Origin of the sequence: Paenibacillus sp. NRS-1760 (genome assembly GCF_050467785.1) — a bacterium.
Classification (GTDB): domain Bacteria; phylum Bacillota; class Bacilli; order Paenibacillales; family Paenibacillaceae; genus Pristimantibacillus.
Map to the genome: position 1 here is coordinate 1 of NZ_JBITPK010000007.1, position 18218 is coordinate 18218.

13 protein-coding genes are annotated in these 18218 nt (G+C 45.5%); 3 read left to right on the forward strand and 10 right to left on the reverse strand.

Annotation, left to right across the window (positions count from 1 at the left end):
• Positions 1 to 466: 466 nt before the first annotated feature.
• Together ACIFSR_RS04105 and ACIFSR_RS04110 are read left to right on the forward strand one after the other, a co-directional pair.
• Positions 467 to 1366, forward strand: coding sequence for a LacI family DNA-binding transcriptional regulator (locus tag ACIFSR_RS04105; protein WP_430056164.1), 900 nt, complete (start codon positions 467 to 469; stop codon positions 1364 to 1366).
• A gap of 121 nt (positions 1367 to 1487) precedes the next feature.
• Positions 1488 to 2765, forward strand: coding sequence for an MFS transporter (locus tag ACIFSR_RS04110; RefSeq protein WP_430055145.1), 1278 nt, complete (start codon positions 1488 to 1490; stop codon positions 2763 to 2765).
• 20 nt (positions 2766 to 2785) lie between these two features.
• Here the strand turns inward: ACIFSR_RS04110 and ACIFSR_RS04115 are convergent, their stop codons facing one another.
• Positions 2786 to 4657: a beta-L-arabinofuranosidase domain-containing protein gene (locus tag ACIFSR_RS04115; protein WP_430055148.1), complete on the reverse strand. Its 1872-nt coding sequence runs from the start codon at positions 4655 to 4657 to the stop codon at positions 2786 to 2788.
• Between the two features lie 146 nt (positions 4658 to 4803).
• On the opposite strand from ACIFSR_RS04115, the gene ACIFSR_RS04120 reads away from it, so the two are divergent.
• Positions 4804 to 5622 carry an SDR family oxidoreductase gene (locus ACIFSR_RS04120; RefSeq protein ID WP_430055151.1) on the forward strand — a complete coding sequence of 273 codons (819 nt, stop codon included), beginning with the start codon at positions 4804 to 4806 and terminating at the stop codon, positions 5620 to 5622.
• Between the two features lie 93 nt (positions 5623 to 5715).
• On the opposite strand, the gene ACIFSR_RS04125 is transcribed toward ACIFSR_RS04120, so the two are convergent.
• The 9 genes from ACIFSR_RS04125 to ACIFSR_RS04165 all read right to left on the reverse strand — a co-directional run bounded on the left by ACIFSR_RS04125 (position 5716) and on the right by ACIFSR_RS04165 (position 18217).
• Positions 5716 to 6861, reverse strand: a complete 1146-nt coding sequence (locus ACIFSR_RS04125; protein ID WP_430055154.1) for a glycoside hydrolase family 76 protein — start codon at positions 6859 to 6861, stop codon at positions 5716 to 5718.
• Positions 6862 to 6893: 32 nt separating this feature from the next.
• Positions 6894 to 7961, reverse strand: a complete 1068-nt coding sequence (locus ACIFSR_RS04130) for a glycoside hydrolase family 76 protein (RefSeq protein WP_430055157.1) — start codon at positions 7959 to 7961, stop codon at positions 6894 to 6896.
• A gap of 245 nt (positions 7962 to 8206) precedes the next feature.
• Entirely contained in the window at positions 8207 to 9349 is a 1143-nt protein-coding gene (locus tag ACIFSR_RS04135; protein ID WP_339206830.1) for a GntR family transcriptional regulator, read from the reverse strand.
• Between the two features lie 126 nt (positions 9350 to 9475).
• Positions 9476 to 10585, reverse strand: a complete 1110-nt coding sequence (locus ACIFSR_RS04140) for a glycoside hydrolase family 76 protein (RefSeq protein ID WP_339206828.1) — start codon at positions 10583 to 10585, stop codon at positions 9476 to 9478.
• A gap of 44 nt (positions 10586 to 10629) precedes the next feature.
• Positions 10630 to 11571: a carbohydrate ABC transporter permease gene (locus ACIFSR_RS04145; protein ID WP_339206827.1), complete on the reverse strand. Its 942-nt coding sequence runs from the start codon at positions 11569 to 11571 to the stop codon at positions 10630 to 10632.
• A 5-nt stretch (positions 11572 to 11576) separates the two neighbouring features.
• Positions 11577 to 12542 carry a carbohydrate ABC transporter permease gene (locus ACIFSR_RS04150; RefSeq protein WP_076268840.1) on the reverse strand — a complete coding sequence of 322 codons (966 nt, stop codon included), beginning with the start codon at positions 12540 to 12542 and terminating at the stop codon, positions 11577 to 11579.
• Positions 12543 to 12566: 24 nt separating this feature from the next.
• Positions 12567 to 15167, reverse strand: a complete 2601-nt coding sequence (locus ACIFSR_RS04155; protein ID WP_430055162.1) for a DUF5696 domain-containing protein — start codon at positions 15165 to 15167, stop codon at positions 12567 to 12569.
• A 29-nt stretch (positions 15168 to 15196) separates the two neighbouring features.
• On the reverse strand, positions 15197 to 17323 hold the full coding sequence (locus tag ACIFSR_RS04160; RefSeq protein ID WP_339206823.1) for a YIP1 family protein: 2127 nt from the start codon (positions 17321 to 17323) through the stop codon (positions 15197 to 15199).
• 21 nt (positions 17324 to 17344) lie between these two features.
• Positions 17345 to 18217: a carbohydrate ABC transporter permease gene (locus ACIFSR_RS04165; RefSeq protein ID WP_430055165.1), complete on the reverse strand. Its 873-nt coding sequence runs from the start codon at positions 18215 to 18217 to the stop codon at positions 17345 to 17347.
• Between the last annotated feature and the right edge of the window lies 1 nt (position 18218).

Genomic DNA, 18218 nt, shown 5'->3' on the forward strand with positions numbered 1-18218 from the left:
ACAGACCAGTAACCATAGCTACTTCTCGCTGTAAGAACACATACGTGCTTACAGCCTCTTTTCTACCTTCCGCATACGCCGAATTCGCTCAATAAGCACCTATGTGTGCTTACAGACCAGTAACCATAGCTAGTTTCTCGCTGTAAGAACACATACGTGCTTACAGCCTCTTTTCTACCCGCCGCATACGCCGAATTCGCTCAATAAGCACCTATGCGTGCTTACAGCTATTACTACCACTCGTTACCCTCAGTAGCGTTTGAGGAAATCTTTAATAAATTGAGTCTAGACATCTAATTGACATTCATGCAATAATTACTTAAACGATTAAGTAACTACTTTTAAACATGCCATTTCCGATATATTAATCCAACAGTCATTATCAAGCTTTAGCAAGCTCTCACGATTCCAATCGTATCAAGGTTGAAGGAGTTGTATCCCCATTAAGAAAGCTACGCTTAAGGACATTGCAAAGGCTGCTCAAGTTTCTGTAGCTACTGTCAGTTATGTACTCAACAATGTCTCCAATCAGACGATACCTGAAGAAACAAAATGCCGTGTTCTCGATGCCGCCAAGCAATTGAATTATGTACCCAACCTTGCTGCCAGATCGCTGGTCAAGCAAAAGTCTGGATTGATTGGCATTCTGATTAACAGAGCGGAAAATGAAGGCTTCTGGAAGCAGTTCCGTTATTCTCAGTTTATTAATCGACTGGAGCGGCTGCTGTCAGATCACGGCTACCACGTTGTATTATTCAGCTTGGATGCCTCAAGCCCAAATCTCGATATTATCTCGGAACGCAAGCTGGACGGCGTATTTGTTGTTGATGTTAAGGAGGAAAACTTCCACCTGATTTCTAGCCACTTCTCTACTGGCGTCCCTTTAATCGTTGTGGACAGCATGATTGAAGATCCCTTATTTTATAAGGTTAATTATGATTATGCCGATGCCTTCACTCATGCATTCGCATCGCTCATACAGCCTAAGGAGAGCTTTTTGATAATCGACAGCTTCAACAATGCAGATCTCGTTAACCATATTTGTACTCTTTCAGGAATAGGACGCGATCAAATCCACGTTGTGGACGAAGAGCGTGACTTAAAGGCATTCCTAGAACACAATTCGGATCGGACCGGCATCATTCTAAACGAATTTGTCGCCATCTCAGCAGCTAAATATGTTCATCCAACAAGCTTAACCGTCATTTGTACGGCAGGCTGTGCGGAAATCGCCCCTGCTTCCGCTTCCAAGATATCGTTTGGCGATCACAAGCCAGAAGAATCTTTCCATCTTATGATGCAGCTGCTGAAAGATCCGAAGTCTGGCCCTGTAAATAAATATGTTCTAGTAAAAGCTGATAAATAAGTAACCGCAGAGTAATCTCTGCTTTTTCTATTACAACTTAAACGATTAAGCCGTCCTCTTAATCCTTAATAACTGCAGTTAATTATTAACCAAGTCAATCATTCTTATAGGAGGTTATATTATGCTCGGATTAGCAAAAGAATCAAATGGCGGCGCTCCAAATCTTCAACCGCAAGAAGGTTCTGCTTCATCTCTGTGGAAAAACCGCAATTTCATCGCCGTGTTCTCCAGCTACAGCTTATCGCTGCTAGGCAATACCTTTCATAGCATTGCGCTAAATCTGTGGGTACTGCAAACGACAGGTAGCGCCAAGCTCATGTCCGTTGTTCTCATTACCCATCTCGTAATCAGTATGCTGTTCGGTTCCTTCGCAGGTACGATTGCGGATCGCACCGATCGTCGAACGTTAATGTGGGTGACAGATATTGTCCGTTTTGTGCTCGTCGGCGCCATTGCTGTACTTGTTTACCTGCCTAATATACCATTTATTTTTATCGTTATTTTGACTGCCATCGTCGCATTTGCAGGGGTCATTCGAACGCCTGCCTTCCAGGCTTCGCTCGTCGAAATTATTGATAAAGAACAAATAACCAAGGCCGTTGGGGTAATCAATATATCCGATAACATCATCCGAATATCAGGATTTGCTCTCGGAGGTATCGCTGTTGCTGCATTTGGCGGGGCATTTGCAATTGCTATCGATGCAGTAACCTTTCTGCTCTCAGCAGCGCTGCTGCTCTTCACGGGCAAGTTCCCCTATGCAGCGGTTCGAGATACGGAGAAGCCGCAAACCACCTTTAAAGAGGATCTCAAAGCAGGCTTCCGATACGTATGGACGGATCCATTTGCCAGAGCAGCAGTTATTTTATTACCGGTAGTTATGTTCTTCTTTCTGTCCACCTTCATGCTCATTCAAGTCATGGCCGTAAATGTGTGGCATGCCAAACCATTTGTATTCGGGCTTATGGAGGCGTGCATCCCGCTCGGTTATGTCGTAGGCTCCATTCTAATTATTAAGCTGGATAAACGGTTAAAAGGCAGAGGAAAATGGATCATTGGAAGCATGATCCTCATGGGTCCTATGTTCATCGCCATATCACAAATGTCCTCTGCATTTGCAGCATTGCCGCTTATCCTTCTCGTTGGCTTCCTCTTCTCCTTCAGTACCACGATCATCTTTATCGCACTTCGGGTAGCCATTGATCCTTCGATGCAAGGCAGGGTATTTGGACTCATCGGTGCTCTAACAAGCGTTGCGCCGCCTGTCGGCTTAGCCGTATTCTCAACCCTATCTGATATACACGGACCTGCCGTCATCATAGCGATAAGCGGCGCAGCAATGCTCATTATTGGCTGCTTCTCCTACATGTATATGAAGGAGATGCGTCACTTCAACTAAACGAATAGACTGACAACGTTTTAAGATTGAATAACTGGGAACTCGGCGATCCGAAGCCGCGCGCAGCCGTACGGGATAAGCGTAATTTCTTCCTCGGGTTCCTTGCTAGCAACAGGCCCTATTGGCGGAGTGCCAGCCGAATTAAGCTCCATGGTCCATTGCGGGATCCGGCGACCGTTCATTCGCAAACGTATCGGTGCATTCTCAGCTGAGAAGGGCTGCCTTACCATTGCTGCGGCTTCCACAATAGGTTTTCCCTGTTCATTTCCCTTCAGACTCACTCCATAATTCCATGGCGACTCCGGGTAAATCTCCCAGTCATGATAAGGCTCGTACGTGCGATGCTTCTGCCAGCGCTCCTTGATTGGGATAACGAACATAAGCGCTCCGCGCTGCAAGCCGGCCGCACCGTTAGCTCTGCTGATCGTGCGTGCCTCCATTGGAAGCCGAAGAGTCAGCTCATCGCCATCGTCCCAAACCTGCCACAGCGTAGCAAAACCTTTTTCGACGATCATAGCAGACTGCTGTTGTCCGTTGATCAACAGAATCGGCGCGCTGCACCATTCCGGTATTCGTAATTTAATCGGGAATTCAGCTGGCTGATTTACATGCACTGTCATCGTTATCGTTTCTCTAAATGGATATTCCGTTGCTACACGTATGGAAACATCGGTACTTGCGTCGATGGCAGCTGTAATCGTACAAGGAGCATACGCGATTGCAGCCAAACCGCCATCCTCTGTTGCCATCCACAATCTTGCCGTGTATTTCGGCCATCCTTGATGCATGTTAGCGGTGCAGCAGCCAAAATGCGGCTCAATGCCAAATAGATTGGCTTCATTGTTGTTTTCCGTCCAATTGCGTTTGGCATGCGTACACATAATCTGGTTAGCCTGCTGGTCATATTGATGAACGGTCCAATCCGGGCTGATTGCGGCAGGCAGTGCATTATAAGCAACCTTCTCCAAAATATCACCGAAGGAGCCATCGCCTGTAATCCGAATCAGATGCTCTAAGGAATGCATATATTCCACCACAGAGCACAGCTCCGTACCTTGGCTGGGATGAGTTCCTGCAAGCCATTCGTCACCGGAAAACATGCCATTAACTTGGCCATGGTAAGTCATCACGCTTGAGATCCCCTTGTACGCAGCTTCGATGTGCTGCTTATCGAAGGATTGAAGGTAGCGGAGAGCTGGCTGCTTGAATGACATCGCTACGTTAACAACATGAACCCGGTGATCAAATGCCTTCTGCAAGTACCAATAAGGATAGTCTTCATAAAGGCCTATCCAGTCCAGCGTTTGCTCCTGAATCAATTGCGAGAGCTCAAGCAAGAAAGGCTCACCGGTGCGATTGTACAACCAATAAATGCTGATGAGATTTTCGCCGCCTCTAGCCTTTGCCCATTCCTGCAAAGGACGATTCGGCAGCTCCGCAAGCTGATATTTGAAATAGTTCATCAAGAATGGTTCTACCCGTTCATCACCAGTATACTCAGCGTGCTGAATCAGCACCTTGAGCATAATCATTCGGCTCCACCAATCTTCATTTGCGGCAGGTCCGAATTGTCCATCCTCGCGTGCGCTTGCAAGCGTCCATTCGATCCACGGCTTTACTTTGGCCTTAAGCTTGTCATCATCAAGGAGATAAGCAAGCGGAAGCAGACCGTCCAAGTAGTAGGGTCCTCTCTCCCAGCTGTCTCCGTCTCCTCCGAGCCAACCGCTATTTGGCCCGACATAACTCCAAAATTCATCTAGATGCCCTGTCATTCCCTCGCTTTGAATCTCCAGCTGGTCTCTAAGCCAGCCGTCCGGCTTAATCGCACCAAGCGGCAGCTCTTGAAAAGGGGTCGAAGCAAGCGGTGCACGGTTCAAAAATATAGCGCTCAATTTGTCATCTCCTCTATGCTGCTTATGTAGTTGAATTTCATCTAGCAATGCTAGTGATCCTTAACCCGTTTCCTAAAAGAATAAATGATTTGCCCCAAAGGAATACTACTTTGGAAATAAGCTAGTAATGGAGGGAATCGTTAGTAATGAACAATGCAGCTAACCAGAAGGATTCCAGCTCTTCTCAGCTTCGTGTAATGGATAAGGTTGCGGTCATCACTGGAGCTGGTTCCGGCATAGGACGCGCTGCCGCGCTGCGTCTCGCACAGCAAGGAGCAAAAATCGTTCTTCTCGATCTCATTCACAACCGTACTGAAGAGGTAGAGCAAGAAATAAAGGAATTAGGAGGCGAGTCCTTCTTCATCGATACCGATGTTGCCAATGCTGAACGGATGCAAGAAGCGATCCAAGCTGCCGCAAAGCACTTCGGACGGATCGATATTGTGTTTGCTAATGCGGGCATTAACGGCACTCTCGCCCCTATTGAAGATCTGTCGCCCGAGTCATGGGATGAAACGCTAACAACGAATTTAAAGGGAACCTTCCTTACCGTCAAATATGCGATCCCCCATATGAAAAAATCCGGCGGGAGCATTATTATAACGAGTTCCATTAACGGCAATCGTGATTTTTCAGGTGCCGGCATGGCTGCTTACAGCTCCTCCAAGTCAGGTCAGGTCGCTTTTGCCAAGATGGCTGCTCTAGAGCTTGCCCGATATAAAATACGTGTGAATGCCATTTGTCCTGGAGCCATTCAAACAAACATTGGGGAAAACACCCATCGCACTCCTCAAGTAGATAAAATCACCATACCCGTGAACTACCCTGAAGGCAGCCAGCCTCTCGAGCATGGTCCCGGGCAGCCTGAGCAGGTCGCCGATTTAGTGCTATTTCTAGCGTCGCAGGAATCCAGCCATATCTCTGGAACCGAAATTTACATCGATGGGGCAGAAACCTTGCTATAGAAAAAGAAGCCATACAGGGTTGGAATGCCTTAGGGATGATCCCTAAGGCATTTTCTACTACGTTAAATTGAGGACTGAATCACATCAACCTGATCACTTTTTCGTATCAGCTGCCAGCTGAGCGTGGATCGTAACCAGCGCTGCTTGCTCCAATAGTTCAGTTGAACGATTCGGATCGATTTCAACGACTCCCGTCTGAGGGTTCCGAAGCGTCGTCCACACCTCATCCGCATAGTTCTGTATATAATCTTTATACTTCGATTTTTTGTTCATGTCATCCAGCATCAGCAGATTTTCAAAAAAGATTGAATTGAAAATAATCGGCTGTGTGTAGAGGCGCGAGCTGCCATAAAATTTCAAAGCCGCATCAGCGATGCTTATTGCTCTGTTCAAGTATAATTTTTCACCAGTTGCTTTGTATAAAAGTACGCTGGCTCCAATCATCGTTCCTTGGTTATAGGACCATTGTGTTTTATTAATATTTCCGTTCAGGTCAATATGGTCCCAGTAAAGTCCGTTAGGCGCCAGCATGCAGTCATTTACCCAGTTATACATTTTCTTCGCCCAGTCTAAATAGTATGTATCCTTGCTGATTTCATATAAATACAGTCCTATTTGAGCGGCAGGTGCATTCGATACGGTATTCCGATCCTTGCTCCACGATGCCTGTGTCCAAAAAACGCCGCCAGGGCAGGCATGAGAGGCATCCGTGTCCCAGCCGGATACTTGCAGCTCAAATATTTGCTTTGCTCTATCTAAAGCTGCAATATCACCAGTAATTCGGTAAATTTTTATAAGTTCTATTGCGATCCAATCATTATCATCATAAAAGATGTCCCCGCCTCCGCCAAGCGGTGCGCGTACGTAAGAATCGTAGCCTGCAGGTGTCTTCGTGTCATTCCAATATGCAGCTAGACCATCTAATCGATTCTGAATGTCGGTTTTGTATTTCTCGCCCACCGCAGGTATTTTCGCCAAAGCTACGGTTGACTGCATCGTCCCTGCATAAGGCCAAACGTAGGAGTATTTATTGTTCCCAGAATGTGGGCTGTTCTCGCTGTAGAGCTTGGTGTCTGGCTGATAGAAGTAGGTTTGTAGAGCCTGATAAGCCGCTTCAGCCCGTTCTGCATTTTGATTTTTATTCGGTTTGGCCCAGACGCTTTGACCGGACGTCATTAATAAAACAACAATCGACAATGCAACAAAACGGAACGTCTTTACTGGTTTCGATGTACTCATGATATACCTCCCAAGGATCTACTTAGACTACTCTATATTAATCCAGACTTCTCCAAAGCTGCTGCCGTTTCGAGCAGGATCACGCCGCTAAGCTGTGTGCTGAGCTCTATTTCCTCTTCAAGCGATTCATCCCACCGTTTGCTGAAAAGAATATCCCCCCGGCTCGAAACGCTGCTCCATAGGGACGATGCGTTTGCATACAATACATCTGCTACTTCACTTCCGCTGCCGCTGCCCATCGCAAGGGCCAGCTCGCCTGCGTAACGAACAAAAATCCCTTTAAACAAACCAGCATCCCCGCCGCCTTCTGCAGGGAGGACATTAGCTTCCTGCGATGCAAACTCCTCCACAGACGCCTGCCATGTCCGTATGGCATCTTCAAGATAACCTTTTTCGCCCGTAATCTTGTACAGCTCAACTGCTGCTCCAATGAATACGCCCTGGCAATAAGTGAACTTCCAATCCTTATCAATAGTTCCATCGCCTAGACGGTTAGCGCCATCCCACACGAAACCGCTTTCAGGATCAACAAGCACAGCTTTCTGCCAATTGTAAATCTTGATTGCCCATTCTAAATCTTCCTGCTTGCCGAATACCTGATATAGACGTGCAGCCAAAATAGCCGCAGGAGCATTAGCAGGCGTGTTTTTATAATCAAGCTGCGTTTTTTGCCAAGCAATTCCGCCGCCGACATGGTCATTCCATCCCGTCTTAATATCCTCCCATAGCAACTTCGCAGTGTGCCTGTAGGTTTCATCTTGATCAATCAAATACGCGCGAAGCCAGCCAATTGCCATCCATTCCATATCATCGTATAGATTATTAGGCCATTCTCCGCCGTTTCTCTCCAGAAGGCCTTGATGAAGCATAGCCAACCTTTGCTTATAGATGGAATCACCCGTACGGTTCCATCCATCCACCTGCGTTTCAACCGCATGGGCCATCCACCAATAATGAAAAATCGTGTTGCACGCTCCGCCGGGACATGGCGTCTTAATGTCATATAAGCTGATACTTGGGTTCCAGAACTGAGAATCCAATGTTCGTTGAGCCTGCTCCGCTCTCATTTCCCAGAACGCAGCTTTTACGTTGTTTGCCATCTTCCTTTCCTCCGTTTCACTTTGATCCATTAGGTTTCCCGCGAACTGCAAGCTGCTTTAACACGGGATTACTTCCTCTTTGAAAATGTACAATATAAAGCACTTTCACATAATATACTATATTCCACATGTTAATATGTCAATATGTCATCTTCACATTTCAGACTATAATTTCCTACAAAAAAAGGCCGTTCCAAGAGCCCTATTGGCAGCTCTAAGAAACGACCCTTTATTCTATTCTGATGTTAAATAGATACGGTAGAATTTCCTTGAACAATCTCGTGCTCCACAATATTGTTCAATTCCGTAGTCTCATTATTCCAAACACGCTGTAATATTTCGACAGCTCTCCTGCCTGTATCACGCTCGTTCTGGCGAACATGAGTAAACAAATAATCGCCAAACGGCTGACTCGGAGAGTCAAAGCAAACAATTTGATAGTCTTCCGGAATCCGTTTCTTTAGGGACAATAGCGCTTCCCTTAAAATAAGAGCAAGATTATATTCCGTAACGACATACGCATTAAGATCCTTGTTAATTTCCACGAAATGGCGTACCGTCTCAATATCATACTGTACTTTAATCGTTTGAAACGATTGCGGCAAAGAGCTGTATAGATTCGTCATAATATGTTCAGGTTTAGGTGTAAACCCACGCTGCATGCACGCATCATTAAAACCTTGTATTCGGTCTTCAATCGTCGTCGTATTGTCTGCAGGCGTCGATAAGAAACCGACATGCCGGCCCTCTTGATTCAGCAAAATATTCGTAAGGTCGAAGGCTGCCTTTCTGTTGTCTGTATACACAGCGGTCGCCGCAATCCCCTTCAAATACCTGTCTACTAACACAATAGGGAAGCCGTTTAATACGAGTCTAAGCACTTCAGCATTATAGTGCTCACCATGGCCCGGGAATACGACAATGCCATCGACACCCAGCTTCACAAAAGCACGAATGGCAGCTTCTTCTTCATCACGATTATCGTAAGTCAGCTTCATCATCATGACGCAGCCGCTAATCGCGCATTGCTCTTCTATTCCGCGAATAAGATCAGCACCAAACGAATCGCCAAAGTCGGGCAGAATCACACCAACAATGCGCACAACCTCATCTTCCGGCCTCGCTTCTACGCTTTCCGACTGCTTCTGCAGCTTCGTTTCTTGCAGATCAGGTAAAACCTCCGCCACAAAGGAGCCCTTCCCTTGTATTCTCTCAATGAGTTTATACTGCGAGAGCATCTCCAGCGCTTTCTTAGACGTAATTCGGCTAACGTTAAAATGGGCAGCAAGTTCTTTTTCCGAAGGAACACGCTCCCCTTTTTTCAATTCGCCGTCATTGATTTTTTGAAAAATATAATTATAAATCTGCTCATATAAAGGATTATCCATCAGCTGACCTACCTTGTCATAGTATCTTGATATATCAACTATACAACTTTATTATCACGACATCAATATATGAAAAGGCGAAATGGAGCAACGGCGCTGCCGTCGCCCCGCTACGTCAATACTAACTTATTCCGAATCTAGTCTTTCTATTTTGGCTGCGGCTTCTATTAAGAAAACTCCGCTCAATTGCACGGATATATCCAAAGGCTCCTGATGAGGCAAATCCCAAGCGGGGCCAAACAAGCCAATTTCCTTCGTGCTGCCTTTCGAGAGCAGTGTATCCGCATTATGAAAGATCATTTCTTTAATTTGGACGCTTTCGTTGACTTCATACAAATGGATCAGATAACGAATGAATATGCCTTTGAACAGTCCACCGTCTCCGGTTCCTTCTTCCTTCATCATTCCGGTCTCAGCAACCGTATGATATTTCATAGCCGAGGCAGCGGTTTTCTCCGCATCTGCCAAATAAGTCTTGTCATTTGTATGCTTATAAAGCTCAACCGCCGCGCCTATATAAGTGCCTTGGTTATAGGTGAATATCCATTTCTTATTGACATTAAGATCACCATTCTCTTCCAGCTTAAGGCCATCATACACAAGACCGCTTTCAGGATCAACCAAATTTTTCTTCTGCCAATCATATATCTTTTTGGCCCACTCCAGATCTTCCTTATCGCCAAAATACTCATACATCCTTGCAGCCAAAATAGCTGCCGGCCCGTTCGAGCATGCATTCCGGCTGTCTCGTTGATCCTTCTTCCAAGCCATGCCGCCCAGCTCATCTTCCCACCAAGCGGTCTTAATATCATTCCACAGCTTTACCACATAACCTTTAACCGTCTCGCTTTTGGTTGCATCATAAAGCCTCAGCGCTGCAAGAGCGAGCCATTCCATATCATCATAAAATTCATTAAACAATGACCCATTTTTTTTAATAATGCTTTTGACGATCCCCTCTGCCCTATCGGTATAAGCAGCATCACCCGTTCTCTCATACCCATCCATCATGGCATCCACGGCATGAGCCTTCCACCAATAGTTTAGGCTCTCCTCGCGTTCTTTGCTATAAGGATAAGCGTTGTTCATCAGCTTTCCATTCTCATTCCAATAATGCTCGATGAGCTTCTCTTCCGCCCATTCCGCATGATTATTGTAATTTTCCAAGCGCTCCTCATTTCCATTGCAGCCTGTCAAGAAAAAACTTCCGACAAGCAGCATGCATATGCTTTTCATAAATTTCACCTCATCCGTCCCTTCTTCTTGCAGGCTTCCACCTTTTAACCCACAATTCCGCTATGCTCAATACCCTCTACGAGGTATTTTTGCGCAAACAAATACACAATGATTAATGGAATAACAACTAATAATGACATCGTGTTCGTTAAGGTGGCTGTCAGAGGCTGACCATGCTTCAGCCCAAGGGTGGCGCCCTCCAGCATCAAGCCTTCAAATCCGACCAGCAGTGAATTCGATAACAGCTTGAACTGGCTGAAGAACATCGAGGAATAGAAGCTATCCGTCCACTGCCACGAGAAGGAGAATACAAAGATCGTAATCATCATGGAAAATGAGAGCGGAAGAATGATCATGCTGAACGTCCGAAACAAGCCCGAGCCGTCCACATAGGCAGCTTCCTCTAGCTCTTTCGGTATTCCTTTGAAATATTGCCGCATGATTAATATATAAAGCCCGTTTTTGAATCCAAAACCGATCATCGATAAAATCGCCATAGGCCACATTGAATCCATCAGCCTAACCGTTCCCCCTGTAAAGGTAGACATCAGACCAAATAAATCAAAGAAGCTGAACTTCATATAAAGAGAGATCATATACGTTTGCGGCGGAATTAAAATCGTAAGCACCACTAAAGAAAATATGACGCTTTTTCCTTTAAAGTTAAACCGCGCAAGCCCATAGCCGACCATCGTACAAACCAGCATTTGAATGATGCCGCTTAGAAAGGAAATGCCGAACGTGTTCGACAGCCCTTTAAAAAAGGACGTATATTCGATGACTGTTTTGTAATTAAACCATGTAAACTGCCTAGGGATGAAGCGCACCGTGCCATCTATCAAATCCTGCGGGCTCATAAAGCTGTTAGAGAGCTTTACGAGCAGCGGATATAAGATAAGAAACGCCAGCCCAATGAGAAGCAAATAGCGAATAACCGACCAGAACAAGCCATTTATTGCATGCAGATTTAAATATTTAGCCCGCATATTTTTCACTCCCTATTCTGATAAAAGACGAATCTGCTGACAAAAAAGCCAATGACGACAAGGAATACTGCTGCTACCAGAAAATAAATCCATGCCATAGCCGAGGCTGTTCCATATTGACCAAGCTTCATCGCGTTCGTAATGCTGTGCATAATTTGGTTTTTGCTTCCTGTAAAGGAATCAATAATCGAATAAATGATATTGACTAGAATCAACGGACTGATCAGCGGAAATGTAATTTTCCAAAAGCACTCCCAAGCGGAACAGCCTTCGATTTTGGCCGATTCGTAGATGGAGGATGAAATTGCTTGCAGTCCTGCCAAGAAAATAAGAATTTGCACGCCTGAACTATTAATGACGGCAAATATATTTTCCGCAGCGCCAACCGTTATATTAACGAGCGCAGGACTGAAATCCAGCATTTGGAACATATATTTTTTTAGCTCCAGATTGCTGAACATCCCGCCTGCCGATTCAGTCACGATAGACGCGCCCGTATCAAGCCCTGGGATACTCTGATAAGCATTCATAATCGAGTTGCTTAAATCAGCTTTATCAATGATTCCAGTTGCCAAAATAACGGGCACGAAAAAAATCGCTCTAAAAATGCCTCGGCCCTTCATTTTCATATTTAACAAAACGGCAATAAACAAGCTGTACATGACGATAATCGGAATATCGAATAACATGTTCTGAACAGCACCGTAAAGCTGCTTGTTAAAGTTAGGGTCCACTCTTAAAATTTGATGGTAATTGTCCAGCCCAATGAATTTTTCCGAAAATCCGCCTTGGGTTAGAAGATTCACATCCATGAAGCTAAATCGCAACGAATCAATGAATATACCCAGAAACAGCAGGAGAAATCCGAGTACAAAAGGACTGACAAAAACCCAGCCCATCAGATCCCTCTTCTGCGTCACGGTTAGCCTAAACCTTTCTTTTTTGTTTATGGCTGCAGACAATTTGTTCATTGCCGGTGATCCTCCTCGCTTGGTTTAAGGATTAATGACCGCGTAACCCATTCCATCTACTGCGGTACCCTCAACCTCAATTCCTTTATCGCTGTAATTAACAATAATCGCTGTACCATTTTCATAAGTTGTTTTGTAAACCTCTTCACCAAGCCGCTCATGATTCACGATCGCCTGATCCTGAACATGCTTCAATACATTGTTCATTTCTGCATAGATGGCTGCAGCGCTCTCCTCCCAATCATCAAACTGGGAAGCGTACAAATCATCGAACAACGAAGCATCCTTCAGCAGGCTGTTCTCCCCGTAATTCAACTTGAAATAGACACCGCTGCCGTATTCCAGAGCTTTCAAAACAGCCGGACGCAGCTCGCTCGCTAGGTTCAAGGCTTCGCTCGCGTACCCAATATAGCCATGCAGCGCGATTTGAATAAATGGCACCTGAGCATCTGCTATCGAGAAGGAGCTGTCCTCATCAGGCAGGTTCAAAATATGATTAACATAAGGAAAGGCGTATGCGTTTCCGTCGTCTGTAATAATATCCTCATAATCCTCTTTTGCTTTAGCTAAAACGTCTGTCGTTATTTTTTTTGTGTCCTGTCGATTGATTTGAGAGCGGTTCTTAAAGTTGGAATTCAAGCTTTCTCCCATCGTCGATAAGGATAGTGCCTTTAAACCAAGCGAATGATAATCTTTGGAAAATTTATTGTAATAACCTGAAATTTTGTCCGGATTAATTCCCCACACGCTGCTCTCATACTCAAGCGTAGCTACATTGAACAATCCTTTATAGCTAGTTTTCTGAAACAAGGAACGAATGCTGTCCTTTTGCGGCTTAAAGCCATCGAATGCTTTATTAGATGAAACAAATAGCATATCCACATCCGGGAACACCTTTGCCCCCAGCTTCTCCGCTTTCTCTGACAGCTTGCGCAGTCCCTTTGCACCGCCGAGCACGGACTCTACCTTCATTTTTGTAGGTGCGGTATGGCTCATGCCTCCGTTATACCATCCGGTATAGCGAAACTTAATGTTTTGGATACCTCTTTGCGACATCTCATCCAGCATTAGTCCCGCTTGATCGAAGGAAGTGACTGCCACTTGGCTGCGAAACGGAATACCCAGCTTCCGCACCATCTTATCGACAGAACCCATCGTATCCAAGTAGAACGGAATGTTCTCTTCGGCGCTCACTTTGCTCAAGCTTCCTTTATCAACGAGATACTGACGATATGCCTTTGCCATTCCAACATAATTTGCATCGTCTCCTGTAAGGAAGAAGTACTTCATGACGATGTTGCCGGTATAAGCATTTTTCTCGTAAATAATCCAAGGAGCCTGTTCAAAAGCATTTTTGGCAATAAAAGAGTCTTTATTTCGAATGGTGAAGTTAGCATACGCCGTGTTATAGGAGTGATTAATGCCGCCCATAACGCCATTAATATCCGCTACCGCATCGCCCTCTTCAATAACCGAGAATAGCGCTGCTCCATCCTTCTTGATGCCAAACACCGGCGCTCGAAACTCTTGTTTGAAGCTGCCTCTTGGCGACTGCGTTAATGCATAATCCGGCCCGTACATTTTCCCTGTCGTTAATAGCGTATTTTTGCTTGCATCATTATTGAAATTGAGGAGCGTTCCCGAGCCGTCTGGAAGGAATATATACCCCTCCTCGCCGGTTTGCCCTGCACCGAAATAATTCAGCAAGGAAAGCTTCACAAGATTAAAACGGGATTGATCATATTCAATGTCGCCGTTATAAAGAGTGACCGATAGACCGCCGTCCGCAAGCACGTAATCAAGACTCATTTTAAAATAAGGGAATACGGAATCATCTCCGTCATATCCAACCTCGGCGTAGTCCTCCTCCTGCTTCTCGTACGTATAGCCTGCTTCCTTGACGTAGTTTTCCAATACCTTCTTGTCCCGCTCCTTGACGGAGGTTTTCAGCACATAAATATCTTCTTTCTCCAAAACAGGGTATTTCGCGATCAGCTCCTTGCCTTTGCTCCCTTCTACATCAGCACGACTGTAGAGGATATAGTAGGCTAATAGCTTCTTCTTATCCCGATCAGCTTCCATATGATCAAGAACATTTTGCTCAAATTTGGACTTCGTAATTTGACGCGGCAGCAGCATGCGCTGTTCCTCGCGCCCGATAACCATGTCCACTCTTATGCCGTTATCAATCTTGCCCCAGCTCACCTGATCCAGCTTCATCGCATGCGTGTAGCTGTTCATTTCCAAGTCGCCTTCTTTGCCTTGCACATTATAGACAAGCTTGACCTGCGACATAAGCTCCTGCTTCATCGCATCACTAGCTTTCGGGTCTTCCAGAGCACTTGGCGGGTTGGAATAAAATTTACTTCCCGTCGCTTTATCTTCAACCGCCACGCCGCCCGATTCATTATCGAAGTACAGCAGGAGGTGATCGTTCTCAGCAGCAAGTGCCAATCCGCCATCCTTTACAGCTTTTTTCATGTTTGGTGGGCTTGCTTTTGCTGCAACTGCTGTTTCTGCTGTTGTTGCTTCTACTGCCTCCGCCGTTTTCCCATTTGTCGGTATCCCGAGCGTAATGGCAACCACTATGACCAATAGCCTAGAGATAATCCCCTTGGCATTCATATCGCTGACCTCCTATCCACCATCTTGTTCTACAACCGAAACGTAATTTCATTGATGATCGTCGTAATAAAAGAATTCATATTTTGCAGGATGTTAATGAACAGCACCGTAAGGAAAGCAATGAACCCCATCCCTACTATTGAAATAGCAGAGGTATAGAAATTCTTGAATGGACTGTAATCATTGGTCACCAATACACCTATAAATATGAGCCCGAGAGACCAGCCTAACGCTAGGGTTGTAAAAAAGGTAATAAACTGCTGCTCTTCCAAAACAACGATATTGCTGAATAGGGTGACAGGAATCGTAATGATCACCATCGGGACTAACGAATAGGAAGACGCGATAAAAATATCTTTAAGGCTTCCTTCGCCATCCATCAATGTTGTAAGACCCCAGTTTGCACAGCACCATAATCCAAATGGAATAAGGACGCTAAGCAGCGTATCCCAAAGCTCAATAACACGCCAGTCGGAAGGGTACAATATGTATCCGCCTGCCAGCTGTTTAAAGATGTCTACAGCCATAACGGCTGCAACAATAATGACAGCGGCACGAACGCTGCCTCGTTTCTCATGCTTCAAATCCCAAAACCCGTCAAACGGATGGAACATCACATGGAAGGAATAAAGTAGCTCTTCCCACAGCGTTCGCTTGCCCGGCTTTCTCCAGCCTGCTGTGTTGACCTTCTTGGCATATTTGAAAAATCTGTACACTAGCCATAGAATGGCTGCTGCGACTATTGGAATGAGGATAATAAATTTGCTTACTATTTCTTTCCGATACTCCGCAAAAGCTTTGAAATAATGATCCCAGTCATTGGCCAGCTTGTAATTGTGCATCGCTTCCTTGTATTCTTCTTTGCGCATATTGGACTGCGCCACACCGGAATACGCCATCTCTAGCGTCGGATTCATCTTCAAAACCCGCTGCCATGCAGCGATGGATTCATCGTAATTGCGATTCTTGCGATGATGAATCGCCGCTGCAATGTTAGCGCCGTATTCGGTCCGCCTAAATACAGTCAGCTTGCTTGAATCCTTATCGAGCACAAGCAGATTATTGCTCTGGTAAGCGAGCGCAGAAGCGCTCTGGAACACGCCGTCCTGCGTTCCGTAACCGCCAAATACATAAAGAAGATTGCCGTTATCGTCGTACGTAAAAATCTTATTTTGCGAAGAATCGAGCGTGCTGTACGCCCCGTCCTCTGCCAAAGCTACATCAATAAAACGTGAAACCTTGTCGGTTGTTTGAATATCTCCAGCAGGCGGATAAGCGCCATTTCGTTTCAGTACATCGATGCCTGTATTGTTCAGCCGCTTAATTGGCGCATGCTTACTCGATTTGTCCCGGTTAATGAGCGCGCTGTATTGGTTTCTGGCATGGATCGCACTGCTCGTAACATAAGCAAAGCCAAGCTCATCGATTGTAATGTTGTTGTACTCGGTCGGTACGCTTTTGGCTGTGCGGCTCTTCTGCTCCTTGGTCGTCACCAGCTTCCAGAACAAATCGGACACTTTGGGCACAACCTTCTCCGCTCCGACAAAACCTTCGAATCCGCCGTCAGCATTCAGAGCAATAACACCCATGTTTGTGCTCTTCGAAATAACATAGATAAGACCGGATGGATCAACACCGATTGCTGATGGCTCGTAAATAAAGCCGGCAGGAAACACATCCGAATCTGGTGCCTCCAATATTTTCTCTACGCTTCCATCCTGATGAAGCACGACGATTCTAGCGTTTTTGGAGTCGGCAACGTAGATCAGCCCCTCCTCTGACACAAATATGCCGCTTGGCGTGTTGAACTGATCCTTCGTCACGCCGTCCTCATGGACAAACTCCGTAATTTCTCGTTTTATTCGGTACTGTTCATCGAGAATAATAATTCTGTTCGATCCCGTATCTGCGATATAAACCGAGTTATTGTTGTCTACAAACAAATCCAGAGGCTGGTTCAGCCCAGCGCCCTCGATCCCCATCGCCTTGGCGTTTAACACTTTGCCTGGCACATAAGCGTCAGGAGAAACGAGATACTCCCCGTCATAATCATAAAAATAGGTTTTATATGGAACCATGGCGGAAGCTGATTCAATACCGAAGCTGCACAACAATAATAGTGCGGCAAAAAACAAAATCCACTTTTTTCTAACCACCGCATTCTTCCCCTTCCATGCCTATTCTTTCATGCCTGATGCAGACATGGTCTCTATAATCTTCGACTGAGAGATGATAAACACGATGATAGGCACAATCATCATCAGCACCGCTGCAGCCGATCCTGTCCCTGTACGGGCAATTCCGCCGGCTAAGATTTGGGACAACGCATAGTTTAAGGTTTTCAGCTCCTCGCTTTGGATGAAGTGATTCGCGCCAATTCCCCACAAACCTTGCATGGAGAAGATGATGAGCGTCAGCCAAGCAGGCTTAACCATTGGCATTACAATTGACCAGAAAATCTTCCATTCGCTGGAGCCGTCAATGCGAGCCGATTCCAAGATGGCGTCGGGAATCATCTGATCCATAAACTGCTTCATGAGATACAATCCGAGCGAGGATGCAAATGCCGGAACAATAATAGCCTGATACGAATCAATCCAGCCTAACGAAGAAATGATGATAAAGTTCGGTATTTGGGTAACGACACCACTAAACATAAGCGAGAGCACGACCGTGCTGAACATGATTCCTTTGCCAGGAAACTTATGCTTGGATAAGACATAAGCGCATAAGGAAGCGATGACCACATGACCAGCCGTACCAACAGCTGTTATAAATACAGTGTTAAAAATATACCGGCTGAAGGGCACCCACGAGTCGCTCATGACTGCGAGCAAATCTCTAAAGTTATCTAAGGTTGGATTATTTACTAGAAACCGCGGAGGGAAAAACCAAATCTCCTCCAATGGCTTAATTGAATTTGAAATCGCATATACCAGTGGCAGCATCATAAAAATGCCAAACAGCAGCAAAAACAAATAGATGCCAAAATCCGCAAAAAAGGAACGTTTAATGCCGCTCTTGCTTCGATGAAGCTTGATTTGAATCACT

Coding starts and splice junctions, on each gene's coding strand:
- ACIFSR_RS04130 (WP_430055157.1), bottom strand. CDS start 7,961: ATGGCAAACAACGTAAAAGCTGCGTTCTGGGAAATGAGAGCGGAGCAG.
- ACIFSR_RS04135 (WP_339206830.1), bottom strand. CDS start 9,349: ATGGATAATCCTTTATATGAGCAGATTTATAATTATATTTTTCAAAAA.
- ACIFSR_RS04150 (WP_076268840.1), bottom strand. CDS start 12,542: ATGAACAAATTGTCTGCAGCCATAAACAAAAAAGAAAGGTTTAGGCTA.
- ACIFSR_RS04110 (WP_430055145.1), top strand. CDS start 1,488: ATGCTCGGATTAGCAAAAGAATCAAATGGCGGCGCTCCAAATCTTCAA.
- ACIFSR_RS04155 (WP_430055162.1), bottom strand. CDS start 15,167: ATGAATGCCAAGGGGATTATCTCTAGGCTATTGGTCATAGTGGTTGCC.
- ACIFSR_RS04140 (WP_339206828.1), bottom strand. CDS start 10,585: ATGAAAAGCATATGCATGCTGCTTGTCGGAAGTTTTTTCTTGACAGGC.
- ACIFSR_RS04120 (WP_430055151.1), top strand. CDS start 4,804: ATGAACAATGCAGCTAACCAGAAGGATTCCAGCTCTTCTCAGCTTCGT.
- ACIFSR_RS04145 (WP_339206827.1), bottom strand. CDS start 11,571: ATGCGGGCTAAATATTTAAATCTGCATGCAATAAATGGCTTGTTCTGG.
- ACIFSR_RS04125 (WP_430055154.1), bottom strand. CDS start 6,861: ATGAGTACATCGAAACCAGTAAAGACGTTCCGTTTTGTTGCATTGTCG.